This window comes from Aeromonas sp. 19NY04SH05-1, from assembly GCF_040581895.1.
Taxonomy (GTDB): Bacteria; Pseudomonadota; Gammaproteobacteria; order Enterobacterales; family Aeromonadaceae; genus Aeromonas; species Aeromonas enteropelogenes.
Genome location: NZ_CP095328.1, coordinates 955,828 through 981,550, shown reverse-complemented (window position 1 = coordinate 981,550; position 25,723 = coordinate 955,828). Strand labels below are relative to the sequence as shown.

Genomic DNA, 25,723 nt, shown 5'->3' with positions numbered 1-25,723 from the left:
CTCGGGTTATCAGGCTTCAAGAATTTGATAACTGTGAGTAATTTGTACCGCTTTTTCCAACATCAGGGAAACGGAACAGTATTTTTCCATCGACAGATCCACCGCGCGGGCCACCTGTTTTTCGGCCAGCCCCTTGCCGGTGACGACAAAGTGCAGGTGGATCTTTTCAAAAACCCGTGGCACCGAATCTGCCCGCTCGCCGGCCAGTTCCACATGGCAGGCGGTCACAGACTGACGCGCCTTCTCCAGGATGGAGACCACGTCGATGGAGCTGCAACCACCGACCGCCAGCAGGATCATCTCCATCGGGCTTGCCCCTTCACCAGGGTTGGCACCATCCAGCACCACCTTGTGGCCGGACTCGCTCTCCCCTGTAAATTTCATGCCCTCTACCCAGCTGACCTTGGCTTTCATCTCACGCATCCTCGTATTGTCATTATGCTCATGATGTCCATAGCATACCCCACTCCCCCTCCGTTCGGCACCCTTGTGCCCATACCGACGCCGTAACGGATGAGTTGGAATGGAAATAGATCAAAATCAACATATCCCCCACTCATCTTCCCTAGAATGACGCGAACGGCGCAGCAGGCATGACTCCAAGGGATCCTCAAAAGCCCGCAAAGCCTTGTCAGCACAGACAAAGGCTCTTATCCTACTGCGACCACTACAAGGAATGGCAAGGTTGGCAGCTTGCCCGGACGCACAAGTCCATAAAAAGACACTACAGAGGAATTCTCATGGTTATTGGCAAACCGCAAAGCGATCCCACCCTGGAATGGTTCTTGTCGCACTGCCACATTCATAAGTATCCCGCCAAGAGCACCCTGATCCACGCGGGTGAAAAAGCGGAAACCCTCTACTACATCGTCAAGGGCACTGTGGCCGTCTTGATCAAGGACGATGAGGGCAAAGAGATGATCCTCTCCTACCTGAACCAGGGCGACTTCCTGGGCGAGATGGGGATGTTCGAGGAGAACGAGAATCCTGAGCGTTCCGCCTGGGTTCGTGCCAAGGGCTCCTGCGAAGTCGCAGAGATCTCCTACAAGAAGTTCCGCCAGCTGATCCAGGTCAACCCGGATATCCTGATGCGCCTCTCCGGCCAGATGGCCAAGCGTTTGCAACATACCAGCCAGAAAGTCGGCAACCTCGCCTTCCTGGATGTGACCGGCCGGATCGCCCAGACCCTGCTCAACCTGGCCAAACAGCCGGATGCCATGACCCACCCGGATGGCATGCAGATCAAGATCACCCGTCAGGAGATCGGACAGATCGTCGGCTGCTCCCGCGAAACCGTCGGCCGCATCCTCAAGATGCTGGAAGAGCAGGAGCTCATCTCCGCCCACGGCAAGACTATCGTGGTCTTCGGCACCCGCTGATCGACCCGATACCGGCTACCGGATAAAAAAGGCTGCCACGGCAGCCTTTTTCGATCCGCTCCCCTATAATCCCGAACGCCCTTCCCCTTTCATGGCATCAGCCAGGAGAGTTTTTATGCATCTTCAATGTCCCCGTTGCCGCAGCCCCCTGCATCTTCACGAAGTCTCTCGTGGGGTCTACTGCGCCAACAAGCACCACTTCGATCCTGCACCGGAAGGCTATCTGGATCTCATCCCCGGCAAGAAGAATCCCAAGGACAGCGACAGCCGCGCCCTGATGCGTGCCAAGCGCCATTTTCTGGAACAGGGACACCAATTGCCACTCATCGAGGCGATGGCCGCCTTGCTCGCCCCACTCGGCGTCCATGAGCTGATCCACCTAGGCTGCGGCGAAGGCTACTACTGCCGCGCACTGGCCGAGCGGCTGCCCGGCTGGCAATTTGGCGGCGTCGATATCGCCAAGAACACCATCTTCGCCGCCAGCAAGGCCCAGCCGGAGGGCCAGTTCGTCATCGCCGATCCGGTCCGTGCGCCCCTGCAGCCCGGCACTGCCCAGGTATTGCTGGTCAACGATCTCAAGGTCAAGACAGAGCAACTGGTCAGCTGGCTGGCACCGGGCGGTTATCTGCTCTATCTGCAACCCGGACCTCGCCACCAGTGGCAGCTGAGAGTCAGTCTCAATCCGGTGAGCATGGAACACCCCTTGAGCTGGCCATCTCTCACCGGCCTCGATCTGGTGGGGCAGGATCGTTGCCAGTTCGCCATGACCATGGATCAGGCCCTGCGCACCTTTATTCTGGAAACCAGTCGCCTCGGCTGGCGAGCCAATGGCGAACAACGTCACGCCTTCACCCATCAGGGGCCGGATCTGCTGGAGCAGGATCTGTTGCTCACCCTGTGGCAAAAACCCTGCTGATCTTCCCGAGGGGCGCTCCATTCGCCCCTCTGTTTTTCCCTCACCTCCCTGTTTTGCCGCGATCTCCTGTGTGATCGGCCTCACAACCTGCCACTTCCGGTTTACGGGATACTATTGGCTCACATCCACATCCCTGCGCACTCATCCTCACCAATTAACCCATTGAATAAAATTAAGTTAATTTTTTATGCTACTTTTTTAATCGCAAGAAATTAACTGTCGTAGCGGATGCCCCAAGGTTAATTAAGCATTGATGCATTCAGCGCCAGTCAAGGTTTCGACTCCTACCTTGTGGGTATCGGAGCCCCTCCGATCCAATAGAACCGAGAAACAGGTTCGGAAGTCTTATTACAGAGGAATAAGCATTATGAAAAAGTCTGCACTGACTCTTGCCATCTCCAGCCTGTTGCTGGCCGGTGGTGCCAATGCCGCAACCGTATACAACCAGAACGACACCAAACTGGACATCGGTGGTCGTGCTCAGGGCATGTACTACGGCACTGATGACGACAGTTCCGAAGGCGACGCCAGCTACTTCCGTGTAAACATGAGCGGTGAAACCAAGATTGCCCCGGAAATGAAGGCTTTCGGTTTTGTCGAGTACAACCTGCCTACCTCCGGTTCTGACAACGACGAACTGCGTTATGCCTACGCCGGCATCAAGCACGATCGTTTCGGTGCCTTCAGCTACGGCCGTCAGGACGGTCTGTTCCGCATCGTTAACGACTACACCGACGTACTGCCCGAATGGGGTGGTGACGGCCTAGGCAAAGGCACCGAAGTATTCGGTACCGGTCGTACCAACGGTCTGGCCCAGTACCTGTACACCTACAATGGTCTGACCCTGGGTGCCCAGTTCACCGGCAACAATGATCCGCAGAACTCCGGTCGCAGCGCCATTGAGCAGAGCTACAGCGGCAACGCCTACACCGGCAACAGCTGGAACACCAAAGGTTCTGCTGAAGGCTTCGCCGTAGCGGCCTCCTACGATTTCGATATGGGTCTGGGTCTGTCTGCTGCCTACAACCAGGCCGGCAAGACTGACGAGCAGTCCCGTTATGCAGCCTTCGGCGGCAACGACGATGCCAAGTTGATGGGTGTCGGCGTCAAGTACGCAACTGGCGACCTCTACCTGGCTGCTACCTATGCCCACGGTGAAGACTACATGTTCATCGGCAATGGCTACAACGGCTACGCCGAGAAGCATGACGGTTACGAAGCCGTTGCCCAGTACACCATCGGCAAGTTCAAGCCGTCTCTGGCTTACCTGCGCACCGACGTGAAAGATGATGCACGCGGTATCGATGACACCTACACCGAGTACGTTTCCATCGGTGCCTGGTACTACTTCACCGACAACTTCAACGCCTATGTTGATTACAAGCTGAACCTGCTGGACGAAGAAAACGGTTCCAGCACCAGCAAGCTGGGCCAGAACACCGACGACATCGTCGCTGTTGCCCTGCAATACAACTTCTAAGCAATTGGAAGTGTGTTACCCCCTGTGAAAGCAATGCCTATTGTATGAATTTCTTTCCGGCCGCTCTGCGGCCGGTTTTTTTATTGCGCCCTTTCAATACCTTGCATATAACTATCGAGCGGATAACGGACTATCTGCGAAAGCCTGGACGGCCGGGAATAGCGAGGTAATTCACGGATGAGAGAATACGCCCGACACAAACACTGGCTGGCGTGGCTGCTGTTGCCACTGCTGCTGGTCGCCATCAGCCTGGACAACCAGGCTCATGCAAGCTGGGATCAGACGCTCTACCGCCAGCTGGGACTGGCAGGCAAGCTGGACAGGGAGACGTTTCGCAAGGCGCTTTACGGTTACCAGAGCGTACGCCACAAGCAAAAACCCATCCTTACCATCATCGATTACAGCCAACCTTCTACCTTGCGCCGCCTGTTTGTCATCGACATGAAACGGCACAAGCTGCTCTATCACACCTGGGTCAGCCATGGCCGCAACTCCGGCGAGCTGGCCGCCCGTCAATTCTCCAATCAGCCCAATTCCCTGAAGAGCTCCCTCGGGGTCTACCGTACCGCGGAAACCTATCAGGGCAAGCATGGCTACTCGTTACGCCTCGATGGCCTGACCCCGGCCCTCAATGGCAATGCCCGCAAACGGGCCATCGTAGTGCATGGCGCGGCCTACGCCAGCCCTTCCCATCTGCGCAAGCACAACAAATTGGGTCGCAGCTGGGGATGCCCCGCCCTGCCCAAGGAGCAGGCCAGGGCTATCATTGACGCTATCAAGGGGGGCAGCGTCATCTACGCCCATGGTTGAGGCAACAAAAAGGGCCGGCAAACGCCGGCCCTGATCATCCCATCAGCGCAACGCCCTATTTGCGCACCACCAGCACGGGGCAAGGGGCATGACGCACCACGGATTCAGCCACGCTGCCCACCAGCAGATGGGTGATCCCCGAGCGGCCATGGCTGCCCATGACGATCAAGTCCACCTCATCCTCTTTTGCCTGGATGACGATCTCGTCTGCCGCCCGGCCAAAACGGATATCGAAGGTCGCGGGAATGGGCAGCGTCGCTATCAGTTCCTTGAGCTGGGTTCTGGCCTGACGCTCCATCTCATGGGTAATCTCGATGGCCGTCATGTGCAGGATCTTGTAACTGTCGAAGCCGTGCAGTTGATCGACCACGTGGATCAGCTTGAGCTGGGCCTGATGGGTCTGGGCCATGAAGACGGCGTAGTCGAGTACCGCTTGAGACATGTGGGAAAAATCGACGGGGCAGAGCAGCGTCTTGATCGATGACATAAGCAGTCTCCTCTTCTGTTGTTGGGTCACTATTGAATCTTTAACCCCATCATAACAACTACTTGAAAAAGAACCCTCGACCCTGTCGCAAAATGAGCATCCGAGTTTTTCTGCGCATAGCCGCTACCCATACCTTGGTATAAAGTAAAGGCTCAGCATGACTCGCTTGTCACCATGGAGCCTGTTCTGACTCTACTGCGTATCGGTTTTCTGTTGCTCTGTTGCCTGTGCGCCTCTTTTGGCGGCCGCGCAGCGTCCCTTCATGTCTATTGCGATGACTGGCCCGGCTTCTGCCAAGCGGATGGCAAGGGGGTCTATCTCGAGCTGGTGCGCACCATCTACCAACCCCATGGTTACCGGGTGATCCACCATATTGTGCCCTACAAGCGCTCCCTGGCCTTGATCGCCAAAAAAGGGGGGGACATGGCGATGGGGGTCTATCTTGACGAAGTGCGCGGAGTGAGGCAGCCATATTTTCCCGCCTCTGCCGATGATCTGACGGTGATCATGCTCAAGCAGTGGCAACCCCAGTGGCGGGGAGAATCCAGCCTGCTGGGGCAGCATGTGTTATGGCGACGGGGCTGGGCGCTGGACAAATACATCCCGGTCACCATGAAGTGGCACGAGATAGACAGTGACGAGGTGGCCCTGCAGCTGTTGAACAAGGGGCGCTATCGCTACTTCCTGACGGCCGGAGTGCTCTATCCCGACGGTGAACTCCCCACCGGTCTGTACCGGACCTTTCTGCGCTGGATCCCCACCTACCCCATTTTTTCCGATACCGCAGAGGGGGCGAAGCTGCAGCGGATCTGGGATCAAGACATGGCCTCCCTGATCCGTCAGGGCACGCTGGCCGATATCTATCGCCACAACCATCTCTATGACTACTATCAGGGATTCATCAAGGAGCTGGAAAAGCAGGCCGCTCCCCGATGACATCAAGGCGAGACACGGTTATCCCCTAGTCAGCCCTGTGCTGCTTGGCCAGGCGGTCATAGAGGATCACATTGACCGATGCGGCCAGATTCATGCAGCCCCGGGTCGGCACATACACCACATCCCTGACCACACCATAGAGGGCGGGGTCCAGGGTGCCATCCTCGGGTCCGAAGATGTAGAAAGCCCGCTCGGGATGCTGGTATTCCGGAAGCGGTGTGGCCCCTTCGATAAGATCCACCACCACGGGCACACAGTCCTCGGGGATAAAGGCCAGCAGATCATCGACCCCCAGTAACGGGATCTTGTCCACCATTTGCTTGGTATCGGTGGCAAACCGGCGCGCCAACTCAAAGCGATGGCCGGTGTAATAGACCTCATCCACCCCGTAGCAACCCGCCGCCCGCATCACCGAGCCCACATTTTCCGGTGACTTGGGATTGACCAGCCCCACACAGCAGAACGAACGTTTCACCATCATCTCTTCTCCTCTTTGCGGCCGGCATTATAAGCAGCAATGGCGCACCCGACCCGTAAAAAGTGCGCCTTCCGACCGCGTCGGCAACGCCCGCTAACCCAATGACGATTTTTTGTGCGCTCGCCGACACTTTCCACACGCTGCGATGGCGCGAAAAGAGCGAATGGAAATAATAGACAAACGTTTGTAAATGGATGTTTGTCTATGACGGAGCGTGAACAAGAGATCCTCGTCCTGCTGCGCCAGGACCCCATGATCCCCCAGCAGGAGCTGGCTGATCGCCTCGGCATCAGCCGCTCGGCGCTGGCCAGCCATATCTCCAGCCTGATCCGCCAGGGATATGTACAGGGTAGAGGCTATGTGCTGCGGGAAGGCCCCTACGTGGTGGTGGTCGGCGGTGCCAACATGGATATCTGCGGCACCAGCCATGGCCAGCTGCTGATTGGCGACTCCAACCCAGGCAAGGTGCGTACCTCCGCCGGCGGCGTGGGGCGCAACATCGCCGAAAACCTGGCCAGGCTCGGTACCGATACCCGGCTGCTGACCGCGGTGGGCAACGATCAATATGGCCATCACCTACTCGAGGTGAGCCAGAAGGCGGGGGTCGATGTGCGCCAGACCCAGGTATTGGACGGCCATGCCACCTCCTGCTATCTCAGCCTGCACGACGGCAGCGGCGAGATGAGCTGCGCCATCAATGACATGGCGATCATCGATCAGCTCACCCCCGCAAGGCTCACCCCCCTGGCCGGATTTCTCGCCGGCGCCCGGCTCTGGGTACTGGATACCAACCTGGCCATCCACACCCTCGACTGGCTGTTCGAGCGCCAGGGGGAGCACGCCATCTTCGTCGACACCGTCTCGGTGGCCAAGGTGGAAAAAATTCGCCCCTGGCTCGGCCGGATCCATACCCTCAAACCCAATCGTAGCGAGGCGGAGAAGCTGTGCGGCATGACCATCGCCGGACCCGAGACCTGGTCCATGGCCGCCGCCTGGTTCCACCGTGCCGGGGTGCAGCGGCTGTTTCTGAGCCTGGGGGATCAGGGGATCTTCTACAGCGACGGCGAGCTGCAGGGCCATCTGCCGGTACTCGGCAGCCCGGTGCTCAATGTTACCGGCGGTGGAGATGCCTTCATGGCCGGTCTGGCCCACGCCTGGCTGCAGGGGCACGACATCGCCAGCACGGCCCGCTTCGCCCTGGGCTGCGCCGCCCTCACCGTCAATTGTTCCGATACCGTTTATTCCGGTCTCTCCAAGACCGCCGTTGACCGCATACTGGAGGAGTACTCATGCTGAACGCATACCTTGATATCCAGCCGGAAATCGCCGCCGCTCTGGCCGCAGGCAAACCTGTGGTGGCCCTCGAATCCACCATCATCTCCCACGGCATGCCCTATCCGCAGAACGTGGAGACGGCCCGCCGGGTCGAGCAGGTGGTACGCGACAACGGCGCCGTACCGGCCACCATCGCCATCATGGATGGTCGCCTCAAGGTGGGACTGGATGGGGACGCCCTGGAGGCGCTGGGCCGCGCCGGCCACGCCGTCACCAAATGCAGCCGACGCGATATTCCCTTCGTGCTGGCACGCAAGGGGATGGGGGCCACCACGGTCGCCTCGACCATGATCATCGCCGCCATGGCGGGGATCCGAGTGTTTGCCACCGGTGGCATCGGCGGGGTGCATCGCGGCGCGCCCGAGACCTTCGACATCTCGGCAGATCTGCAGGAGCTGGCGCAAACGCCCGTCGCCGTCGTCTGCGCCGGTGCCAAGTCGATTCTCGACATCGGCCTGACCCTGGAGTATCTGGAGACGCAAGGGGTGCCCGTCATCGGCTACCAGAGCGAGGAGCTGCCCGCCTTCTACACCCGCGAGAGCGGCTTCAAGGTGGATTACCGGCTCGATACTCCGGCGGCCATTGCCGAGGCGCTGCGTCTGAAATGGGAGCTGGGGCTGGCTGGCGGCGCCGTGGTGGCCAACCCCATTCCGGCCGAGCATGCCATGCCCAGGGCCGACATCGATGCCGCCATCGCTCAGGCTCTGAGTGAGGCGGAGGAGCAGGGGATCAAGGGCAAGGCCTCGACCCCCTTCCTGCTGGCCCGGGTCTGCGAACTGACCGGCGGTAACTCGCTTTCGGCCAACATCCAGCTGGTGCTGAACAATGCCGCCCTAGGGGCGCGCATCGCCGCCGCCCTGTAAATCAGGCTCCCCAATGACAGAAGGGCCCGCGGGCCCTTCTTGTCTTACTGGTTCTGGATCTCGTTGCCAATCCCTTTGACCGCATCGCGCGTGCCATGACCTATCTCCCGGGTCACATCCCGCGTGGTATGGCCTATCTCGCGGGTCACATCACGGGTCGTATGGCCTATTGTACGCCCCGCCCCCTTCAACTCGGCGCAGCCCGCCAGCAACACGGCGGCAATCAGCAGCAGGTATTTCATCATGGCTCCATGCAGTCAGTTACGCTCTATTGTTTACCCGCTTCACAGCGGCGTCGCAACCAGCAGCGTATGGCCCGGTCCCGATATGTCGTGATCGGCCTCCACATGGAACTCCGCCTCCCGCAGACACTGGTACAGCTCCTTCGAGTGATAGAAGCGACTGTTGCCATTGGCCAGGCAGGTGAAGTAGAGGGAGGTGGCATTGAGACTGAAGCTCGCCGCCTCGAACGGTTGCCGATCCCAAAACAGCTCCAGGATGCACAGGCGCGCCCCCGGCTTCATGCTGCGACGGATGCGCCGCAGCAGCGCGACGATCTCGTCGTGGCCGAAGCAGTCGAGAAACTGGCTCATCCACCAGATATCCGCTTCACCGGGAAGCTGGCGCTCTTCAAGCAGGTTGACCGGATAACCCCGGACCTGACCTGCCAGCCCGGCCTCGCGGATCTGCTCGTCGGCCATGGCGATCTGCTCCGGCAGATCGAGGATGGTCACTTCCAGCTCGGGATTGCGCCGCGCGCACGAGAGGGCCCACTTGCCGGTGTTGCCGCCGAGATCGTAGAGGTGACGAGGCTCGTAACCGAAGACCAGATCCTGCACCTGCTTGAACGCCCAGTCCGAATAGAAGTGGTCGAAGCGAAACCAGCTGCCGCGCGCCGGCTCCGGCAGATCCTTAAGATGGGGATAGAGACTCTGCCAGTCGCCAAACTCCTTGATGCCGGCCGGAGTACCACTCTCGATGGCCTGTTGCAGATGGGCGAGGGGCTTGTAGCAAACGTGCTGGACAAAATCCATGTTGACCCGGGTCATGGGATCGCTCAACAGGTATTGCCCCACCTTGCCCAGATGGTAGCGCTCCTCGCGGACGTAGCAGATGCCGCCCCCCAGTCCCATGTCCAGCAAGACGCCGACCGCATACTCGGTCAGGCCGGTCTCATGGGCGAGAGTGGCTACAGTGGCCCCTTCCCGGGAGGCGGCCAGGGTGGCGAGGATACCGGTCTCGCGCAGGCTCCAGGCGGCCTGGAACAGCATGGGGGCGAAGGCAATCCGCTGGGCCTGGCTGATGGCATCCAGTGCGTTATGGCTATCGGAGTGATAGTGGTTCAAGAGACACCGACCTTACTTGTAGCTGCTGGCGCGATTCAGTTCGATCTGAATGGCCTGATTCAGCCCGTTGATCCAGCGGTTATAATTACGGTGAATTTTTCCGCTACCGTTGTCACTTAAATTGACGCTGCTCACATAATTAATGGAATAATTGAGGGTGTTATAGGGAATACTGATGTTTGCCTGATGTGAGCGAACTTGAATATGGCCGCTAATTAACCCGGGACGTTCTTCACGCATTACCCATTTTTTACTGACACCCGCATTAATAATTGCTTGAGAAATTGTCTGTTCGCTGAGATTGGCCGGTACCGGGCTATTGCTCATATTCATGACCGGTTGGGTCGTGGAGCAGCCTGCGGCCAGCGTTAATGTGAGGGCTGCAAAAATAAGTTTAAATATTTTCATTTTATTAACCTTTTTAAATTGTGACACCTGCCAAAAACCGCCCCAATAAAACAATAAAAACTGCAAGCTTTCAATAAATAAAGGAAGGTGAATTAACTTTCCATCACACCTATTGGCGAGCTCACACTTTCCCTCTGGTCATAAAGAAAAATAATGGTAATATGCAGCCCTATTTCAGAATCCTTAACCGGAGCTGAACCGACTTTCTGTGGGTCCGGTCACATCTCCTCTGGTATCACAGCCGTTAGCGCATCAAGGTCGTTTCGTGCACAGAATGCCCACTTTTTCCATCGTTGCAAGCCACGCCCTGGCTCCGGGCATGTCGACCCGTGAGCAGTGGCTGGCGTGGGCTCAGGATGGCTTCTGGCTGCCTCCGGCACCCGCTGTGACGCCCCATATCCCCATGATGGTGGCCAGGCGCATGAGCCTGGGTGGACGCCTGGCGGTCGAGGTGGCGCTTGAGCTGCTTTCCCGCCATCCGGTGGATGGCGCCGTGTTTGCCAGTCGCCACGGGGAGCTGGATCGCTCCCTGGGCTTGCTCGGCGCCCTGGCCGAGCAGCGCAGCCTCTCTCCCACCGATTTCTCCCAATCGGTGCACAACACGGCCGCCGGATTGACCTCCATTCAGGGCAAGCAGCCCATCCCCATGAGCTCCCTGGCTGCCGGCACCGGCAGTGTTGCCGCCGCGCTGCAGGAGGCGATGGGGATGCTGGCCGACGGCATGGAGCGGGTGCTGCTGGTCAGCTTCGAAGGCGCGATCCCCGCCTTCAGTCAGCCCTGGCTGCCCGATGAAGCGCCACCCCACGCGGTGGGCCTGGTGTTGGCCAGGGGAACGCAGTGGCAAGGAGAGGTGATGACAACGCCCTCAGGCGCAACCGGCACAGGAGATGCCCTCGCCTGCTGGCGGGCGCTGCTGACCGATGAGTCGCGTTTTTCTATTTTCGACGGGCGTCGGGAGTGGCTATGGCAGCGAAATTGAATCAGCTCTGGCGCTTGTTCGGCACCATGCTGGGGTTTACCCTGTTTGGCCTGGGTTGCCTGTTGCTGACTCTGTTCTGGTTTCCTTTGCTATGGCTGTTTGTCCGTGGTGACATGCAGCGTCATCTTGCCCAGACCACCATCCGGGTCACCTTCCGTCTGTTTATCAATATTCTCAAACTATTGGGTGTGCTGGATTACCGTTTCCACCATATTCCGCAGCAACTAAACGGCGTGCTGGTGTTGGCCAATCACCCCAGCCTGCTCGATTACGTATTATTGGCGGCCCATATGCCGGAGTGCGACTGCATCGTCAAAGAGGCGCTCTGGCATAATCCTTTTGTCGCCGGTATTGTCCGCGCCGCCGGGTATATTCCCAACGTGGCGGCCGAAAAATTGTTGCCCCTGTGCAGTGAGCGCCTGCAACGGGGTGGCGTGCTGCTGATATTTCCGGAAGGCACCCGCACCACGCCGGGTCAGCCGCTGCAACTGCAGCGGGGGGCGGCCCACCTCGCCGTGCGCTGCAATGCCAGATTGCAACCGGTACGCATTCACTGCTCGGCCCCTTTTCTGACCAAGCAACATCCCTGGTTTCGGGTGCCCGCACACAAGCCGGTCTTTACGGTAGAATTTCTGCCCCAATGCCAGGTTCAGGAGATGTTGCCACAGGAAGAGACCCCTTCACTGGCGGCACGTCATCTGACCCATTATTTCAAACGGGTATTGAGCCCGACCCAACCCGCACCGCGATGGACTCAAGATGCAACACACCTTAACTGAAGAAATCAAACAACTGATCATCGACAGCCTCAACCTGGAGGGCATGACGCCGGACGACATCGACGCCGATGCCCCGCTTTTCAACGATGGCCTCGGGCTCGACTCCATCGATGCCCTGGAACTGGGCCTGGCGATCAAGGGTCGTTACGGCATAGTGCTCTCCGCCGATGACGAGAACACCCGTCGCCACTTTGCCAGTGTCACTGCCCTGGCGGCCCTCGTCGCCGCACAGCGAGGATAAGGCCATGACCAGAGACGACATCTTCAACGAGATCCGCAATGCCCTGGTCGAGCTGTTCGAGATCGATCCGGAGGCCGTGACCCTGGATGCCCAGCTCTATCAGCAACTCGAGCTCGACAGCATCGACGCCATCGATCTGGTGGTGCATCTGCAGAAGCTGACCGGCAAGAAGATCAAGCCGGAAGAGTTCAAGTCGGTGCGCACGGTCGCCGACGTGGTCGACGCCGTCGAACGCCTGATCGCCGAGTAATGGTGCGGCGGTTCAACCTGCTGGCAGGCGCCCTGCTGCTGCTCTATCCCCTGCTGGTCTACTTTTGCCTGTCATCCGGGGAGGGGCAGCTGCTGACGCTCCTGCTGCTGCCACTGTTTGCCATTCGCCTCATCGCCGGCTCGGCGATGCCGGTGGCGTGGCAGTGGGCGACCCGTTGGCTCGGGGCCACCGGCCTGCTGCTGGTGCTCCTGAACCTCTTGTTTCGCGAGCACGACTGGCTGCTCTACTACCCGCTGGCGGTCAATGCCACCCTGCTGGCCCTGTTTGGCGCGAGCCTGCGCCAACCCATGACCATGGTCGAGCGGCTGGCGCGCCTCACCACGCCGGACTTGCCCGAGCAGGGGGTTCGCTACACCCGCAAGGTGACGCAGGTGTGGTGCCTCTTTTTCATCGCCAACGGAGCCCTCTCCGGCTGGACCATCTGGCAGGGGGACTTGGCGCTCTGGAGCCTCTACAACGGCCTTATCAGCTATCTGCTGATGGGCGCCCTGATGGGCGGCGAGTGGCTGATTAGGCAACGAGTGATGAAGCGGGGTACACCATGACCCTGCTGGATGAACTGCTGCTGGCCGATGGCAAGCGCGTCGTCGCGTTCGATGCCCAAGGTGAGGTCACGCTGGAGACCCTGCGCCGCACGGCCATGACGCTGGCCGACCAGCTGAAGAGCGGCTCTGCGACCCGCTGGGCGCTCTGTCTGAACGACAGCTACTACTTCACCGTTGCCCTGCTGGCCTGCGCCATAGCCGGACACGATGTAGTGCTACCCGGCCACCAGCGGCTTGCCGCTCTAAAGGAATTGTTCGAGCAAGAGGCCTTCGACGGCATGCTCTGCGACGAGGCGTTCTCGCTTCCCTGCCCCGTGCTGCGGGTGGATTGCGTTGCTGGCGACGACGCACAGCCCATGATCAGCCACGCCCCCTCCCTGGCGCCGACCCTCACCCTCTACACCTCGGGCTCCAGCGGCCAGCCCAAGGCCATCGCCAAGCCCTGGTCACTGATCGAGGCAGAGGTGCGGGTGCAGGCGACCCTCTGGGGCCCCGCCCTCACGGGCGCACGGCTCTTTGCCAGCGTCAGCCACCAGCATATCTACGGCCTGCTGTTTCGCATCCTGCTACCGCTGGCCCTCGGCGTGCCGTTTGCCCGCCGCCAGACCGACTACCCGGAGCAGCTGCTCGGCCAGCGCCAGCACTGGGCACTGGTCAGCTCGCCGGCGTTTCTCTCGCGCCTCGGCGCCAATCTCAATGCCCCCGGCTGCCGACTAGTGGTCTCCTCCGGTGGCCCCCTCGCGTATGAGGATGCGCGCCAGTGCGCCGCCCTGCTCGGTCCCTTGCCGGTGGAGATCTACGGCAGCAGCGAGACCGGCGGCATAGGCTGGCGCCAGAGCAGCGCCCCGGATTGCCCCTGGACCCCCTTCCCCGGGGTCGAGGTCGGCTGTGACGAGCAGCAGACCCTGCTGTTGAGATCTCCCTTTATGGACGAGCTCGCCCCCTGGCGCGGGAGTGATCGCATCGCCCTGTGCGGCGAGCCGGGGCAGTTTCGCCTGCTGGGCCGCCTGGATCGCATCATCAAGCTCGAGGAGAAACGCATCTCTCTCGACGAGGTGGAGCAACGCCTCCTGGCCCTCGATGAGGTGCACGATGCCGCCATCCTGCCCCTTGAGCAGGCTGGCCGCCAGATCCTGGGGGTTGCCCTGGTGCTGACCCCGGAGGGGATGGCAAACCTTGCCCGCCTCGGTCACGGCGCCTTCTTGCAGGCCCTGCGCCAACGGCTTCGCCCCTGGCTCGAGCCGGTGGCGCTGCCGCGCAGTCTCAGACTCTTTGAGGCTTTGCCCCTCACCGGCGCCGGCAAGCGCGACGGCGTGGCGCTGCGCCGCGCCTTCGACGAGCCGGCCGCCCCTATTCCCGGAGAACACCCCTGATGGATATTTCACTGCTCCCCACGCAGTTGGCGCGTCAGGTCACCTCCGACGGCGTGCAACTGCTGCTGCGCCTTGACGCCGACCTGCCCTGGTTTAGTGGCCACTTTCCCGGCGCCCCCCTGCTGCCCGGGGTCGCCCAGCTGCACCTGGCCATCCACTTCGCCCGCGAGGAAGGGCTGCTTGATGGTGAATTTCAGGGGATGGATCAGCTCAAGTTCCAGCGCCCCCTGCGCCCGGATGAACAGTGCTGGTTGATGCTACAGAGACAAGACAACGGCCAGCTGCGCTTCGAGTACCGGGTCAGCTGCGCCGAGCCCCTGGCAGAGCTGCCCCTGGCGAGCAACGGAAGGGTCAAGGTATCGTGACGCCCTGCCTGATTATCCCCTGCTACAACCACGCCGCGCCCCTTGCCGGCGTGCTCGATGAACTCGTCTCCCTCGGCCTGCCCTGCCTGCTGGTGGACGATGGCAGCGAACCGGTTGCCGCCGCTCGGCTGGACCAGCTGGCAGCCGAGCACGCCACCTGGATCACCCTGCTGCGCCATGAGCACAACCGGGGCAAGGGCGGAGCGGTCAAAACGGCGCTGCTGGCAGCGAGGGGCCTGGGTTTTAGCCACGCCCTGCAGATCGATGCGGATGGCCAGCACGATCTCGCCCGCCTGCCGGATCTGCTGGCCGAGGCACAGCGTTACCCCGAGGCTCTCATCTCCGGCGCCCCCCAGTACGATGAGTCGGTGCCCAAGGGGCGCCTCTACGGCCGCTACCTGACCCATGTCTGGGTCTGGATAGAGACCCTCTCGTTCGAGATAAAAGACAGCATGTGCGGCCTGCGGGTCTATCCGGTGACAGCAAGCTGCGAGCTGCTCGAGCAGTGCGCCCTCGGGGAGCGGATGGATTTTGATATCGAGGTGATGGTGCGCCTGCACTGGCGCGGGGTACCGGTGCGCTTTATCCCGGTGAAGGTGCACTACCCCGAGGATGGCCTCTCCCACTTCAACCCGCTGCACGACAACCTGCGCATCTCCTGGATGCACACCCGGCTGGTATTGACCTTGCTGCGCGATGGCGCCGCCCACCTGCTGCGCTGGCCCAAGAGGCTGCTGAACAAGGGGAAGGCGCACTGGTCTCGCACTCCGGAGCGTGGCACCCTGCTCGGCATCCGTACTCTGCTGTGGAGCTACCGGCTGCTCGGGCGCCCCGGTTTCAGAGTGATATCGCTGCCGGTTATCGCCTACTTCTGGCTGACCGGTCGCCGCCAGCGCGAGGCCTCCCGCAACTATCTGGCCCGCCTCACCGCCCGCGCCGGGCAGCTTGGCCATCCCCTGCCAGAGCGGGTGGGGAGCCTGCGCCACTTCCTGCGCTTTGGCGAGGCGGCCCTCGACAAGCTGGCCGCCTGGCGCGGCGACATCCGCCTCGACGACATCGAGCTGGTCAACCGTGAGCACTACGAGGCCGCCCGCGGCCAGGGGGCGCTCATCATCGGCTCACACCTGGGCAACCTGGAGCTGTGTCGCGCCCTCGGCAGCCAGGAGCATGGAGTGCGCATCACGGCCCTGGTCTTCACCCGCCACGCCGCCCGCTTCAACGCCCTGATGCAAGAGGTGAACCCCGATTCGGGCCTCAACCTGGTACAGGTGCAAGAGCTCGGGCCCGATACCGCCATCATGCTCAAGTCCCGCATCGAGGCGGGGGAGTGGGTGGTGATCGTGGGGGATCGCACCTCGGTGACCAAAGAAAAAAGGGTGGTCTGGGCCGATTTTCTCGGGGAGAAGGCCCCCTTCCCTCTGGGCCCCTTTGCCCTGTCGGCGGTGCTCGGCTGCCCCACTTATCTGATGTTCGGACTGCGGGAACAGGGGCGTTTTCGGGTCCATTTCGAGCCCTTTGCCGATGGCACTCCCCTGCCCCGCGCCGAGCGCCAGCAGCGCCTCGAGGCCAGGGTGCAACACTACGCCGATCGGCTGGAATACCACTGCCTGCGTGCCCCGCTGGAGTGGTTCAACTTTTTTGACTTTTGGCATCTGACCGATGAGCAGGATTGAGCAAGGTATGCACGAGATCGTATTCGGGGCCCGTCCCCTCACCATTGAAGAGGTGGTCGCCCTGGCCGAGCGCCGCGCCACCCCGACGCTCAACCCCGAGCCCGCCTTCCGTGACCGCATCCAGCGCGGCGCCGACTATCTGGACCGGCTGCTGGCCGACGAAGGGGTCATCTACGGCGTCACCACAGGCTACGGTGACTCGGTCACCCGCGCCGTGCCCCTGGATCTGGTCGATGCCCTGCCCCTGCACCTGACCCGTTTCCACGGCTGTGGCCTGGGCGAGAATCTCAGCCCGGCCGCTACCCGCGCCGTGCTGGCCACTCGCCTTAACTCCCTGGCACAGGGGGTCTCCGGGGTCAGCGTCACCCTGCTCGAGCGCCTCACCTGGCTGCTGCAGCAAGACCTGCTGCCGCGCATTCCCGAGGAAGGCTCGGTCGGTGCCAGCGGCGATCTGACCCCCCTCTCCTATGTGGCCGCAGCCTTGGTGGGAGAGCGCGATCTCTATCGGGACGGCCAGCTGATGGCGGCGGAGGATCTCTACCGCGAGCTCGGCATGACACCGCTCAAGCTGCGCCCGAAAGAGGGGCTGGCGCTGATGAACGGCACCTCGGTAATGACGGCACTCGCCTGCCTCGCCTTCGCCCGCTGTGACTACCTGATGCGTCTGTGTACCCGCATCACGGCGCTGGTGAGCGTGGCCATGGAGGGCAACGCCTTCCACTTCGACGAGCGCCTGTTTGCCGCCAAACCCCACCCGGGCCAGCAGCAGATCGCCGCCTGGCTGCGCGCGGATCTGCAAAGCGGCGAGCTGCCCCACCACAGCAACCGGCTGCAGGACAGATACTCCCTGCGCTGTGCCCCCCACGTCATCGGCGTGGTGGCCGACAGCCTGCCCTGGTGGCGCCAGCTCATCGAAAACGAGCTCAACAGCGCCAACGACAACCCCCTTATCGACGGTGACGGGGAGCATGTGATGCACGGCGGCCACTTCTACGGCGGCCACATCGCCATGGCCATGGACAGCATGAAGGTGGCAGTGGCCAACCTGGCCGATCTGCTCGACCGCCAGCTGGCGCAACTGGTGGACACCAAGTTCAATCAGGGGCTGCCGAGCAACCTCTCGGGCGCCTGCGAATCGCTGCGCTTCATCAACCACGGCTTCAAGGCGGTGCAGATTGGTGCCTCCGCCTGGACCGCCGAGGCCCTCAAGCACACCATGCCCGCCAGCGTCTTCTCCCGCTCCACCGAGTGCCACAATCAGGACAAGGTGAGCATGGGCACCATAGCGGCCCGCGACGCCCTGCGGGTGCTGACTCTGACCGAACAGGTGGCCAGTGCCAGCCTGCTGGCTGCAGTGCAAGGGGTGGAACTGCGCCTCGCTCTGCAGGGCAAGGGGCCCGACGCCCTTAGCCCGGCGCTGGCCCACACGGTGGAGGCGGTGCGCCGGGATCACCCCTTCCTGACTGAAGATCGCCCGCTGGAGGCCGAGCTGCGCGCCCTGATGGGGCGCCTTCAGGCCCGTCACTACCCGCTCTATGACGAGGTGCCCCATGGCTGAGCCCTGGCAACTGAGCGCCGAAGTCGACGTCACAGTCCCGTTTCACGACGTGGACATGATGGCCGTCGCCTGGCACGGCCACTACCTGCGCTACATCGAGCTGGCCCGCTGCGCCCTGCTCGATCGCATCGACTACAACTACCCGCAGATGGAGGCCTCCGGCTACCTCTGGCCAGTCATCGATGTGCGGATGAAGTACGTGGCGCCCCTGCGTTTTGGCCAGACGGTGCGGGTGCGTGCCACCCTGGTGGAATACCAGAACCGCCTCAAGATTGACTACCTGCTCTACGATCCCGCGACCAATCAACGCACCAGCAAGGGCTACACGGTGCAGGTGGCGGTCAGCAAGGAGAGTGGCGAGATGTGCCTCGCCTCGCCCCGGGTGCTGCTCGACAAGCTGGGGGTGAAAGAGTGAGAAAGTGCCTCTGGCTGCTGCTGGCCCTGCTCCCCTGGCCCCTGCTGGCCGGTCAGATCACCCTGGCCGAGGTGCAGCGTCAGCTCACCGCCGCCGATGCCCGCAGCGCCCGCTTCGAGCAGGAGCGCCAGATAAGTGGCTTGAGCCAACCCTTGCGATCCGGCGGCGAGATCCTGCTGGTCAAGGGCCAGGGGCTCTGGTGGCAGCAGCAAAAGCCCTTTCTCCTGACCCTGACGCTCACCCCCACCCGCATGGTGCAGCAGTTGCAGGGCCAGCCGACCCAGACCCTGGACAACCCCCAGTTGCTGGAGTTCAGCAACCTGATGCTGGCCCTGTTTGACCCGAGCGAAGCGGCGCTGGCGAGCTATTTTCGCCACACCCTCACCAGCGAGGGAGAGGAGTGGACCCTGACCCTGGAGCCCATCCGCGCTCCCCTTGACAAGATCTTCGCGACTCTGGTGCTCAAGGGGCGCGATGAGCTCAGGTCGCTGGCCATCCACGACAAGCAGGGGGATGTCACCCTGATCCGCTTTTCCAACTGGCAGCTCAAGCCCCTGCCATTGAGCGCCGAGGAGCAGTCCCGCTTTGATGCTCACTGAACGACACTGGCGCCTGCTGGGGCGGGCCTGGCTGCTGCTCTGCGTGGTGGTCTGCATCGCCCTGGCGCTGGCCCTGCCCCGCGCCCGTTTCAATACCAGCGTGATGGACCTGCTGCCCAAAGAGGAGCATCAGCAGTGGCACCCCGAGCTGCGCGCCGGGCTGCTCGCCAACCTGGACCGGCAGCTGGTGTGGCTGGTGAGCCTGCCCTCTGGCAAGGACGGTGAGGCCGCCGCAACCGGGTGGAGCCGACAGCTGCAAGCCATCGACGCCCTGGTGCAGGTGAAGGGGGCTCAGCCCGAGCTTGCACCCGCCTGGCAAGCCTATCTGCAGCAGATGGCCTGGCAGCACCTCACCCCGGCCGCCCGGGCGCGGCTGGAGGGGGGCGCCAGCGTCTGGAGCCAGTGGGTGCTTGGGCAGATCTACTCCCCCTTCGGCGGCGTCTCCCGGGCCGAGTGGCAAGCGGACCCCATGCTGCTGACCCGCGCCGCCGTGCTCGAACAGAAGAGCCCGATGCAGCTTGGCGAACAGGGCTGGTTGAGTGCCCTGGGGCCCGATGGCCGGCGCTGGTATCTGGTGCGCGCCGAGCTCAACCTCTCGGCCTTCGACATGGCCCGCAACCGGCAGCTGCTGGCCGAGCTGACTCGCGCCGAAGATAAGCTGAAACAGGACTACCCCGGGGCCGAGCTGCTGCGCCGCGGCACCCTGTTTTATAGCCAACACGCCAGCACCCTGGCCGAGCAGGATATCTCCACCATCGGCCTGGGGTCGCTCTTTGGCGTGGTGCTGCTCATCTGGCTGGCGTTTCGCTCGCCGCGGGCCCTGCTGCTCTCCCTGTTGCCGCTGGCCACGGGGATGCTGTGGGGGCTCGGCGCCGTGCTGCTGGTGTTCGGGGAGATCCACGTCTTCACCCTGGTGATCAGCACCAGCCTCATCGGCATCTCCATCGACTATGCGCTCCACTTTCTAAGCGAGCGGCGTCTGCACGGCCACGAGACGCCGGCCCAGACCCGCGCCCACCTGCTGCCGGGCCTGAGCCTGGCCCTGCTCACCACCCTCATCGGTTATGCCCTGCTCTGGCTCGCCCCCTTCCCCGGGCTGCAGCAGCTGGCGGTCTGCGCCCTGGCCGGCCTGCTGGCCGCCTTCCTGACCGTGTTGCTGCTCTTCCCGGCCTGGATCGGGGAATTGTCACAGGGGCCGCTCCCCATCCGCCGCTGGCAGGCGCGCTGGATTGCTGCCTGGCGCGAGCCCGCTGGCCTGCGCCGCTGGCTACCGCTGCTGGTTCTCGTCATCAGCGCCATCGGCGTGAGTCGCCTGGTGGTGGATGACGACATCCAGAAGCTGCAACCCTTGCCCCATGCCTTGCAGGCGCAGGAGCGCCAGATCCAGCAGCTGACCGGCCAGCAGGGGGGCATGACCGGCTATCTGGTGGTCGGACGCGATGGCGAGCAGGCCCTCACCCGGCTCGAAACTCTGGCTGGCCGGCTCGAGCAGGCCCGCCAGCGCGGACAGCTGGAGCAATTCGTCGCCATCAGCCAATGGCTTCCCTCCCAGGCCCGCCAGCAGGGGGACCATAACGCCATCATGAAATTGCAACCGAGCGTCATCGTGGCGCTCCAGGGGGCCGGCCTGCCGGTGGAGACCAAGGGACGCCCCTTCTCGCCGCTTACCCCAGAGACCTGGCTGGCGAGCCCGGTGAGCGAGGGGAGCCGGCTGCTCTGGCATTCTTTGCCTGACGGCCGGGTCGGCATCTGGGTTCCACTCGCCGGCATTCACGATGCCGCAGCCCTGGCGCGGCTGGCCGACGAGAGTGACGGCGTGGTGTGGCAGGATCAGCGCAGCCAGTGGAGCCAGCTCTTCGCCGACTACCGCCTCAAGCTGGCCGAGCTGCTGCTGGTGGCGGTATTGCTGGTGACCGGGCTGCTCTGGCGGCGCGTCGGCTGGCGCGTCGCGGCGCGCATCCTGCTGGTCAACGCCCTGGCCATCGCCATGGGGCTGGCCCTGCTCGGTTTCAGCCAGCAGCCGCTGACCCTTTTCGGGGTGCTGGCGCTTAGCCTCATCTTCGGCATCGGCATCGACTATGGCCTCTTCTTCGCCCACTGCGGCGAGGACCCGGGACGCCAGCAGTCGACCCTGCTGGCTATTTTGCTCGCCCACCTCACCACCCTGCTGGCCTTCGGCCTGCTGGCGCTTAGCCACACCCCGGCCATCGCTGGCTTTGGCATCGTGCTGAGCGGCGGGATCTTTACCGCGTTTTTGTTATCGCCCATGGTGCTGGCCCCGCGGCCGGCTGCGGAGTAATGATGAGATATCTGATGTGTTTGCTGTTGCTGCTGGGCGGCTGCAGCAGCCGGCAGGGGGTGGAGGCCTTTATCGCCCCGAACGTCCCCCTGTCGCTGCCGGCACCCACCCTGGCCGAACCTCTCACCCGCCAGCAACTGCTGCTGGCCAGCACCCAGGGCAAGCAGTACCAGCTGCTCACCGCCCTGGAGGCGGGCCCGCAAGGGATCACCCTGGTCGGCCTGATGCCCACCGGGGCGCGCCTGTTCAAGGTGCGTTACGATCGAAGCGGCATCCACAGCGAACGCCTGCTCCCCCTGCCGGGCAGTGCCCTGCCGCCCCCCGCCCAGGTGCTGGCGGACGTCATGCTCTGCTACTGGCCCGTGGCCGACTGGCTGCCCCGCCTGCCCGCCGGCTGGCAGCTCAAGGACGAGGGAGATGTCCGGCGCCTCACCGATCCCGCCGGAGAGCTGGTCACCGAGATCCGTTACCACACCTGGCAGGGCCATCGCGAGCCGGTCAGCCTGACCCAGCACCGCTTCGGCTATGCCCTGACACTGGAGAGCCTGACCCCATGACCCTCTACGTTCACGCCTACAGCCTTATCAATGCCCTCGGCCGCGGCAAGGCGGCGGTGTGCGACGCCCTGAGTGCGTGGCACAGCCGGGGCGAGAGCCCCCTTGATAAAGAGCGCTGGCCCCTGGTCGATGGCCGCACCTCGCCGGTGGGGCGGGTGACGAGCCAGCTGCCCGAGGTGGCGCAGCCCCGCCACGACTCGCGCAACAACCAGCTGCTGCTCGCCGCCCTGGCCGATATCGAGGCCAAGGTGAGCGCGACCATCAGCCGGGTGGGCGCGGATCGGGTAGCCCTGGTGCTCGGCACCAGCACCTCCGGCATCGGCGAGGCCGAGGTGGCCGTGGCGGCGCAGCTAAGAGGTGACGCGATGTCGCCCCGCTTCGACTATGCCCAGCAGGAGCTGGGATCCCCGTCGACCTTTCTTGCCGAGCATCTGGGCATACTGGGACCGGCGATGACCATCTCGACCGCCTGTTCGTCGAGCGCGCGGGCCTTTATCACGGCGCGCCGCCTGCTCGAGAGCGGCCAGGCCGATGTGGCCCTGGTCGGCGGTGCCGACTCCCTGTGCGGCCTCACCCTGAACGGTTTCGACAGCCTGGAGTCGTTGAGCGAGCGGCGCTGCCGTCCGTTTGCGGCGGGGCGCGACGGCATCAACATCGGTGAAGGGGCGGCCCTGTTTCTGGTGAGCCGCGATCCCGCCCCCCTGGCCCTGCTGGGGGATGGGGAGTCGTCGGATGCCTGGCACATCTCGGCGCCGCACCCGGAGGGAGAAGGGGCCGAGCGGGCCATGCGCATGGCGCTGGCGCGCGCCGGTCTCGAGGCCGAGCGCATCGACTACGTCAACGCCCACGGTACCGCCACCCGTCTCAACGACGAGATGGAGAGCCTGGCCCTGTCGCGTCTCTTCCCCCACGGAGTAGCGGTGAGCTCCACCAAGGTGCTGACCGGCCACACCCTTGGGGCAGCTGGGGCCACCGAGGCGGCCCTTTGCTGCCTGCTCTTGGAGCGCGCCCTGCCGCTGCCCCCGCAAGGGGAAGATCAAGACCCGAGTCTGGCCCCGCTCACGCTGGTCAGGGAGGCCGGGGCGGCCCGCATCATCATGTCCAACTCGTTTGCCTTCGGTGGCAACAACGTCAGCCTTATCTTTGGCAAAGAGGCGCCATGACTTTTCCTCCCATAGAACAACTGCTGCCCCACCAGGCGCCCATGTTGCTGCTCGATCGCGTCACGGCGTTTGCGGCGCAGAGCATCAGCTGCGAGACCCGGGTGGGCGAGCGGCACGCCCTGCTGCTCGATGCACAGGGCAATCTGCCCGGCTGGTGCGGCATCGAGCTGATGGCCCAGGCTATCGCCGCCTGGGCCGGCTTGCAGGCGCATCAACTCCGCGAGCCGGTTCGTATCGGCATGCTGCTCGGCACCCGCAAATACGAGAGCCAGCTGCCCACCTTTGCCGCCGGCAGCCTGCTGCGCATCGAGGCGCATTGCCTGCTGCAGGACGCCGGCATGGCCAGCTTCGAATGCCGCATCCTGCAAGGTGAGACCCTGTGCGCCAAGGCGCGCCTGAGCACCTACCAGCCCACGACGGCCCAACTGTCAGACTTACTGGAGACCCAATCACAATGAACTCGACCGTATTGGTAACCGGCGCCAGCAAGGGGATTGGCCGGGCCATCGCCCTGAAACTGGCCGCCGACGGCTTTGCCGTGGTGGTCCACTATCACGGGGATCAGCAGGGCGCCCAGGCAACCCTCAACGACATCGTCGCCCAAGGCGGGAGCGGGCGCCTGATCCAGTTCGATATCGGCGATCGGGAGCAGTGCCGCGAGCGCCTTGAGGCCGATATCGAGCAGCACGGCGCCTACTACGGCGTGGTCTGCAACGCCGGTATCGTGCGCGACGGCGCCTTCCCGGCCCTGACGGACGGGGAGTGGGACGACGTCATCCACACCAACCTCGACGGCTTCTACAACCTGCTCAAGCCCTGCATCATGCCGATGATCGGGCTGCGCCGCGGCGGGCGCATCGTCACCCTGTCGTCGGTCTCCGGCATCATGGGCAACCGTGGCCAGGTGAACTACAGCGCCTCCAAGGCGGGCCTCATCGGTGCTACCAAGGCGCTGGCACTGGAGCTGGCCAAGCGGCGCATTACGGTCAACTGCGTGGCCCCCGGCCTTATCGACACCGGGATGGTGAGCCCCGAGGTAGAGAGCGAGGCGCTCAAGATGATCCCCCTCAAGCGGATGGGACAGGCGGACGAGGTGGCGGGCCTGGTCTCCTATCTGATGTCCGACATCGCCGGCTACGTGACCCGGCAAGTGATTTCCATCAACGGAGGCCTGATATGAACCGACGTGTCGTCGTCACCGGCATGGCCGGTGTGACCGCCTTTGGCAACGACTGGGCCAGTGTGAAGGCACGCCTGCAGGCAGGGCGCAGTGCCGTAGTGACCATGCCGGAGTGGGCCGTCTATGACGGGCTGAACACCCGGCTGGCGGCCCCCATCACCGATTTCTCCCTGCCGGCCCACTATCCGCGCAAGAAGACCCGCGCCATGGGCCGCGTCTCCGAGATGTCTACCGTCGCCACCGAGCTGGCGCTGGAGCAGGCCAGGCTGCTGGGTGATCCTGTGCTGACCGATGGCCGCACCGGCATCGCCTACGGCTCCTCCACCGGCAGTACGGCCCCCATCAGCGCCTTTGGCGCCATGCTCAACGACAAGACCACCGCCAGCATCACCGCCACCACCTATGTGCAGATGATGCCCCATACGGCGGCGGTCAATACCGGCCTCTTCTTCGGCCTGCGCGGTCGGGTCATCCCCACCTCCAGCGCCTGCACCTCCGGCAGTCAGGGGATTGGGTATGCCTATGAGGCGATCCGTCACAGCTACCAGACAGTGATGGTGGCGGGCGGCGCAGAGGAGCTCTGCCCCTCCGAAGCCGTGGTGTTCGACACCCTGTTCGCCACCAGTCAGCTCAACGACACCCCCGAACTTACCCCGCGCCCCTTTGACCGGGATCGCGACGGCCTGGTCATCGGTGAGGGTGCCGGCACCCTGGTGCTGGAAGAGCTGGAGCATGCCCTCTCGCGCGGCGCCCCCATCATCGCCGAGCTGGTGGGCTTTGCCACCAACTGCGACGCGGCCCACGTCACCCAGCCCCAGAGCCAGACCATGCAGCTGTGCATGCAGATGGCGCTGGATCAGGCGGGGCTGACCCCCGAGCAGATCGGTTACATCAGTGCCCACGGCACCGCCACCGAGCGCGGCGACATCGCCGAGAGCCAGGCGACCGCCGCCATCTTCGGTGACAAAACCCCCATCTCGTCCCTCAAGAGCTACTTCGGCCACACCCTGGGGGCCTGCGGCGGCATCGAGGCCTGGCTGTCGCTGGAGATGATGCACGATGGCTGGTTTGCCCCGACCCTCAACCTCGCCAACCCGGATCCGGCCTGTGCGCCTCTTGATCACATCACGGGGGCGGGCCGCGAGCTGCCGGAGATCGAATACCTGATGTCCAACAACTTCGCGTTTGGCGGCATCAACACCTCCCTTATCTTCCGGCGCTGGGACAACTCGCAGCCATAAGCAAAGATGCCAGTCGGCAAACGCTGACTGGCATCTTTCTATTTCCC

The 25,723-nt window shown here is 63.0% G+C and carries 30 protein-coding genes; 24 read left to right on the top strand and 6 right to left on the bottom strand.

Annotation, left to right across the window (positions count from 1 at the left end; all coding sequences use genetic code 11):
• Positions 1–9: 9 nt before the first annotated feature.
• Positions 10–414 (bottom strand): OsmC family protein, encoded by a 405-nt coding sequence (locus MRK42_RS04625; RefSeq protein ID WP_026456728.1) that lies wholly within the window; start codon positions 412–414, stop codon positions 10–12.
• Positions 415–740: 326 nt separating this feature from the next.
• Between MRK42_RS04625 and crp the strand changes: the two genes are divergently transcribed.
• From crp to MRK42_RS04605, 4 genes are all read left to right on the top strand, one after another.
• Positions 741–1,379 (top strand): cAMP-activated global transcriptional regulator CRP, encoded by a 639-nt coding sequence (crp, locus tag MRK42_RS04620; protein WP_005335304.1) that lies wholly within the window; start codon positions 741–743, stop codon positions 1,377–1,379.
• A gap of 115 nt (positions 1,380–1,494) precedes the next feature.
• Positions 1,495–2,295 (top strand): putative RNA methyltransferase, encoded by an 801-nt coding sequence (locus MRK42_RS04615; RefSeq protein WP_338611828.1) that lies wholly within the window; start codon positions 1,495–1,497, stop codon positions 2,293–2,295.
• A gap of 367 nt (positions 2,296–2,662) precedes the next feature.
• Positions 2,663–3,775, top strand: coding sequence for a porin (locus tag MRK42_RS04610; RefSeq protein WP_042072732.1), 1,113 nt, complete (start codon positions 2,663–2,665; stop codon positions 3,773–3,775).
• A 177-nt stretch (positions 3,776–3,952) separates the two neighbouring features.
• A complete protein-coding gene (locus MRK42_RS04605; protein WP_338611827.1) occupies positions 3,953–4,585 on the top strand; it encodes a murein L,D-transpeptidase catalytic domain family protein in 633 nt (210 codons plus the stop codon).
• Positions 4,586–4,640: 55 nt separating this feature from the next.
• On the opposite strand, the gene MRK42_RS04600 is transcribed toward MRK42_RS04605, so the two are convergent.
• Positions 4,641–5,072 (bottom strand): universal stress protein, encoded by a 432-nt coding sequence (locus MRK42_RS04600; RefSeq protein ID WP_026457772.1) that lies wholly within the window; start codon positions 5,070–5,072, stop codon positions 4,641–4,643.
• A 174-nt stretch (positions 5,073–5,246) separates the two neighbouring features.
• Between MRK42_RS04600 and MRK42_RS04595 the strand changes: the two genes are divergently transcribed.
• Entirely contained in the window at positions 5,247–6,008 is a 762-nt protein-coding gene (locus tag MRK42_RS04595; protein WP_338611826.1) for a hypothetical protein, read from the top strand.
• Positions 6,009–6,033: 25 nt separating this feature from the next.
• Here MRK42_RS04595 and MRK42_RS04590 read toward each other — a convergent pair whose 3' ends face one another.
• Positions 6,034–6,486, bottom strand: coding sequence for an RNA methyltransferase (locus tag MRK42_RS04590; protein ID WP_042072769.1), 453 nt, complete (start codon positions 6,484–6,486; stop codon positions 6,034–6,036).
• A 204-nt stretch (positions 6,487–6,690) separates the two neighbouring features.
• Here MRK42_RS04590 and MRK42_RS04585 point away from each other — a divergent pair, with 204 nt between their 5' ends.
• Positions 6,691–7,782, top strand: coding sequence for a PfkB family carbohydrate kinase (locus MRK42_RS04585; RefSeq protein WP_338611825.1), 1,092 nt, complete (start codon positions 6,691–6,693; stop codon positions 7,780–7,782).
• Positions 7,776–8,684 (top strand): pseudouridine-5'-phosphate glycosidase, encoded by a 909-nt coding sequence (locus MRK42_RS04580; RefSeq protein ID WP_338611824.1) that lies wholly within the window; start codon positions 7,776–7,778, stop codon positions 8,682–8,684. Before MRK42_RS04585 ends, MRK42_RS04580 begins: the two co-directional genes overlap by 7 nt.
• Positions 8,685–8,728: 44 nt before the next feature.
• Here the strand turns inward: MRK42_RS04580 and MRK42_RS04575 are convergent, their stop codons facing one another.
• The 3 genes from MRK42_RS04575 to MRK42_RS04565 are packed head-to-tail and all read right to left on the bottom strand — an operon-like array spanning position 8,729 to position 10,438.
• Entirely contained in the window at positions 8,729–8,929 is a 201-nt protein-coding gene (locus MRK42_RS04575; protein ID WP_338611823.1) for a hypothetical protein, read from the bottom strand.
• A gap of 39 nt (positions 8,930–8,968) precedes the next feature.
• Positions 8,969–10,030 carry a class I SAM-dependent methyltransferase gene (locus MRK42_RS04570; protein WP_201940546.1) on the bottom strand — a complete coding sequence of 354 codons (1,062 nt, stop codon included), beginning with the start codon at positions 10,028–10,030 and terminating at the stop codon, positions 8,969–8,971.
• Positions 10,031–10,042: 12 nt separating this feature from the next.
• A complete protein-coding gene (locus tag MRK42_RS04565) occupies positions 10,043–10,438 on the bottom strand; it encodes a hypothetical protein (RefSeq protein ID WP_026457251.1) in 396 nt (131 codons plus the stop codon).
• 274 nt (positions 10,439–10,712) lie between these two features.
• Between MRK42_RS04565 and MRK42_RS04560 the strand changes: the two genes are divergently transcribed.
• Genes MRK42_RS04560 through MRK42_RS04480 form a run of 17 tightly spaced genes read left to right on the top strand, consistent with a single transcriptional unit; the run spans position 10,713 to position 25,676 of the window.
• Positions 10,713–11,417 carry a beta-ketoacyl synthase chain length factor gene (locus MRK42_RS04560; protein WP_338612428.1) on the top strand — a complete coding sequence of 235 codons (705 nt, stop codon included), beginning with the start codon at positions 10,713–10,715 and terminating at the stop codon, positions 11,415–11,417.
• A complete protein-coding gene (locus tag MRK42_RS04555; protein ID WP_042028352.1) occupies positions 11,402–12,196 on the top strand; it encodes a lysophospholipid acyltransferase family protein in 795 nt (264 codons plus the stop codon). The genes MRK42_RS04560 and MRK42_RS04555 overlap by 16 nt, the downstream gene beginning before the upstream one ends.
• Positions 12,177–12,437, top strand: a complete 261-nt coding sequence (locus MRK42_RS04550; protein ID WP_338611822.1) for a phosphopantetheine-binding protein — start codon at positions 12,177–12,179, stop codon at positions 12,435–12,437. Before MRK42_RS04555 ends, MRK42_RS04550 begins: the two co-directional genes overlap by 20 nt.
• Before the next feature lie 4 nt (positions 12,438–12,441).
• Entirely contained in the window at positions 12,442–12,687 is a 246-nt protein-coding gene (locus MRK42_RS04545) for an acyl carrier protein (RefSeq protein ID WP_026457247.1), read from the top strand.
• Complete coding sequence (locus MRK42_RS04540) at positions 12,687–13,253, top strand: hypothetical protein (RefSeq protein WP_042028350.1); 567 nt, start codon at positions 12,687–12,689, stop codon at positions 13,251–13,253. Before MRK42_RS04545 ends, MRK42_RS04540 begins: the two co-directional genes overlap by 1 nt.
• Complete coding sequence (locus tag MRK42_RS04535; RefSeq protein ID WP_338611821.1) at positions 13,250–14,626, top strand: AMP-binding protein; 1,377 nt, start codon at positions 13,250–13,252, stop codon at positions 14,624–14,626. Before MRK42_RS04540 ends, MRK42_RS04535 begins: the two co-directional genes overlap by 4 nt.
• The gene (locus tag MRK42_RS04530) at positions 14,626–14,991 is read left to right on the top strand and encodes a hydroxymyristoyl-ACP dehydratase (RefSeq protein ID WP_338611820.1); all 366 of its coding nucleotides are present in this window, start codon (positions 14,626–14,628) and stop codon (positions 14,989–14,991) included. The genes MRK42_RS04535 and MRK42_RS04530 overlap by 1 nt, the downstream gene beginning before the upstream one ends.
• Entirely contained in the window at positions 14,988–16,664 is a 1,677-nt protein-coding gene (locus MRK42_RS04525; protein WP_338611818.1) for a glycosyltransferase, read from the top strand. Before MRK42_RS04530 ends, MRK42_RS04525 begins: the two co-directional genes overlap by 4 nt.
• Positions 16,651–18,222 carry an aromatic amino acid ammonia-lyase gene (locus MRK42_RS04520; protein ID WP_338611817.1) on the top strand — a complete coding sequence of 524 codons (1,572 nt, stop codon included), beginning with the start codon at positions 16,651–16,653 and terminating at the stop codon, positions 18,220–18,222. Before MRK42_RS04525 ends, MRK42_RS04520 begins: the two co-directional genes overlap by 14 nt.
• On the top strand, positions 18,215–18,637 hold the full coding sequence (locus tag MRK42_RS04515; RefSeq protein ID WP_268856463.1) for an acyl-CoA thioesterase: 423 nt from the start codon (positions 18,215–18,217) through the stop codon (positions 18,635–18,637). The genes MRK42_RS04520 and MRK42_RS04515 overlap by 8 nt, the downstream gene beginning before the upstream one ends.
• Positions 18,634–19,236 carry an outer membrane lipoprotein carrier protein LolA gene (locus MRK42_RS04510; RefSeq protein WP_042072750.1) on the top strand — a complete coding sequence of 201 codons (603 nt, stop codon included), beginning with the start codon at positions 18,634–18,636 and terminating at the stop codon, positions 19,234–19,236. Before MRK42_RS04515 ends, MRK42_RS04510 begins: the two co-directional genes overlap by 4 nt.
• Positions 19,226–21,535 carry an MMPL family transporter gene (locus tag MRK42_RS04505; RefSeq protein ID WP_338611816.1) on the top strand — a complete coding sequence of 770 codons (2,310 nt, stop codon included), beginning with the start codon at positions 19,226–19,228 and terminating at the stop codon, positions 21,533–21,535. The genes MRK42_RS04510 and MRK42_RS04505 overlap by 11 nt, the downstream gene beginning before the upstream one ends.
• 14 nt (positions 21,536–21,549) lie before the next feature.
• The gene (locus MRK42_RS04500) at positions 21,550–22,092 is read left to right on the top strand and encodes a DUF3261 domain-containing protein (RefSeq protein WP_338611815.1); all 543 of its coding nucleotides are present in this window, start codon (positions 21,550–21,552) and stop codon (positions 22,090–22,092) included.
• Positions 22,089–23,255 (top strand): beta-ketoacyl-[acyl-carrier-protein] synthase family protein, encoded by a 1,167-nt coding sequence (locus MRK42_RS04495; protein WP_338611814.1) that lies wholly within the window; start codon positions 22,089–22,091, stop codon positions 23,253–23,255. The genes MRK42_RS04500 and MRK42_RS04495 overlap by 4 nt, the downstream gene beginning before the upstream one ends.
• Complete coding sequence (locus MRK42_RS04490; RefSeq protein WP_338611813.1) at positions 23,252–23,713, top strand: hotdog family protein; 462 nt, start codon at positions 23,252–23,254, stop codon at positions 23,711–23,713. Before MRK42_RS04495 ends, MRK42_RS04490 begins: the two co-directional genes overlap by 4 nt.
• The gene (locus MRK42_RS04485) at positions 23,710–24,435 is read left to right on the top strand and encodes a 3-ketoacyl-ACP reductase FabG2 (RefSeq protein ID WP_042028334.1); all 726 of its coding nucleotides are present in this window, start codon (positions 23,710–23,712) and stop codon (positions 24,433–24,435) included. Before MRK42_RS04490 ends, MRK42_RS04485 begins: the two co-directional genes overlap by 4 nt.
• Complete coding sequence (locus MRK42_RS04480; protein WP_338611812.1) at positions 24,432–25,676, top strand: beta-ketoacyl-ACP synthase; 1,245 nt, start codon at positions 24,432–24,434, stop codon at positions 25,674–25,676. Before MRK42_RS04485 ends, MRK42_RS04480 begins: the two co-directional genes overlap by 4 nt.
• Positions 25,677–25,723: the final 47 nt, after the last annotated feature.

Excerpts from the sequence above, each read along its gene's own strand:
- MRK42_RS04535 (WP_338611821.1), top strand. The coding sequence starts at position 13,250 with ATGACCCTGCTGGATGAACTGCTGCTGGCCGATGGCAAGCGCGTCGTC.
- MRK42_RS04610 (WP_042072732.1), top strand. The coding sequence starts at position 2,663 with ATGAAAAAGTCTGCACTGACTCTTGCCATCTCCAGCCTGTTGCTGGCC.
- MRK42_RS04575 (WP_338611823.1), bottom strand. The coding sequence starts at position 8,929 with ATGATGAAATACCTGCTGCTGATTGCCGCCGTGTTGCTGGCGGGCTGC.
- MRK42_RS04595 (WP_338611826.1), top strand. The coding sequence starts at position 5,247 with ATGGAGCCTGTTCTGACTCTACTGCGTATCGGTTTTCTGTTGCTCTGT.
- crp (WP_005335304.1), top strand. The coding sequence starts at position 741 with ATGGTTATTGGCAAACCGCAAAGCGATCCCACCCTGGAATGGTTCTTG.
- MRK42_RS04600 (WP_026457772.1), bottom strand. The coding sequence starts at position 5,072 with ATGTCATCGATCAAGACGCTGCTCTGCCCCGTCGATTTTTCCCACATG.
- MRK42_RS04515 (WP_268856463.1), top strand. The coding sequence starts at position 18,215 with ATGGCTGAGCCCTGGCAACTGAGCGCCGAAGTCGACGTCACAGTCCCG.
- MRK42_RS04485 (WP_042028334.1), top strand. The coding sequence starts at position 23,710 with ATGAACTCGACCGTATTGGTAACCGGCGCCAGCAAGGGGATTGGCCGG.
- MRK42_RS04490 (WP_338611813.1), top strand. The coding sequence starts at position 23,252 with ATGACTTTTCCTCCCATAGAACAACTGCTGCCCCACCAGGCGCCCATG.
- MRK42_RS04555 (WP_042028352.1), top strand. The coding sequence starts at position 11,402 with ATGGCAGCGAAATTGAATCAGCTCTGGCGCTTGTTCGGCACCATGCTG.
- MRK42_RS04565 (WP_026457251.1), bottom strand. The coding sequence starts at position 10,438 with ATGAAAATATTTAAACTTATTTTTGCAGCCCTCACATTAACGCTGGCC.
- MRK42_RS04480 (WP_338611812.1), top strand. The coding sequence starts at position 24,432 with ATGAACCGACGTGTCGTCGTCACCGGCATGGCCGGTGTGACCGCCTTT.
- MRK42_RS04540 (WP_042028350.1), top strand. The coding sequence starts at position 12,687 with ATGGTGCGGCGGTTCAACCTGCTGGCAGGCGCCCTGCTGCTGCTCTAT.
- MRK42_RS04590 (WP_042072769.1), bottom strand. The coding sequence starts at position 6,486 with ATGGTGAAACGTTCGTTCTGCTGTGTGGGGCTGGTCAATCCCAAGTCA.
- MRK42_RS04505 (WP_338611816.1), top strand. The coding sequence starts at position 19,226 with ATGCTCACTGAACGACACTGGCGCCTGCTGGGGCGGGCCTGGCTGCTG.
- MRK42_RS04625 (WP_026456728.1), bottom strand. The coding sequence starts at position 414 with ATGAAAGCCAAGGTCAGCTGGGTAGAGGGCATGAAATTTACAGGGGAG.
- MRK42_RS04500 (WP_338611815.1), top strand. The coding sequence starts at position 21,550 with ATGTGTTTGCTGTTGCTGCTGGGCGGCTGCAGCAGCCGGCAGGGGGTG.
- MRK42_RS04545 (WP_026457247.1), top strand. The coding sequence starts at position 12,442 with ATGACCAGAGACGACATCTTCAACGAGATCCGCAATGCCCTGGTCGAG.
- MRK42_RS04605 (WP_338611827.1), top strand. The coding sequence starts at position 3,953 with ATGAGAGAATACGCCCGACACAAACACTGGCTGGCGTGGCTGCTGTTG.
- MRK42_RS04495 (WP_338611814.1), top strand. The coding sequence starts at position 22,089 with ATGACCCTCTACGTTCACGCCTACAGCCTTATCAATGCCCTCGGCCGC.
- MRK42_RS04550 (WP_338611822.1), top strand. The coding sequence starts at position 12,177 with ATGCAACACACCTTAACTGAAGAAATCAAACAACTGATCATCGACAGC.
- MRK42_RS04530 (WP_338611820.1), top strand. The coding sequence starts at position 14,626 with ATGGATATTTCACTGCTCCCCACGCAGTTGGCGCGTCAGGTCACCTCC.
- MRK42_RS04585 (WP_338611825.1), top strand. The coding sequence starts at position 6,691 with ATGACGGAGCGTGAACAAGAGATCCTCGTCCTGCTGCGCCAGGACCCC.
- MRK42_RS04560 (WP_338612428.1), top strand. The coding sequence starts at position 10,713 with ATGCCCACTTTTTCCATCGTTGCAAGCCACGCCCTGGCTCCGGGCATG.
- MRK42_RS04615 (WP_338611828.1), top strand. The coding sequence starts at position 1,495 with ATGCATCTTCAATGTCCCCGTTGCCGCAGCCCCCTGCATCTTCACGAA.
- MRK42_RS04580 (WP_338611824.1), top strand. The coding sequence starts at position 7,776 with ATGCTGAACGCATACCTTGATATCCAGCCGGAAATCGCCGCCGCTCTG.
- MRK42_RS04520 (WP_338611817.1), top strand. The coding sequence starts at position 16,651 with ATGAGCAGGATTGAGCAAGGTATGCACGAGATCGTATTCGGGGCCCGT.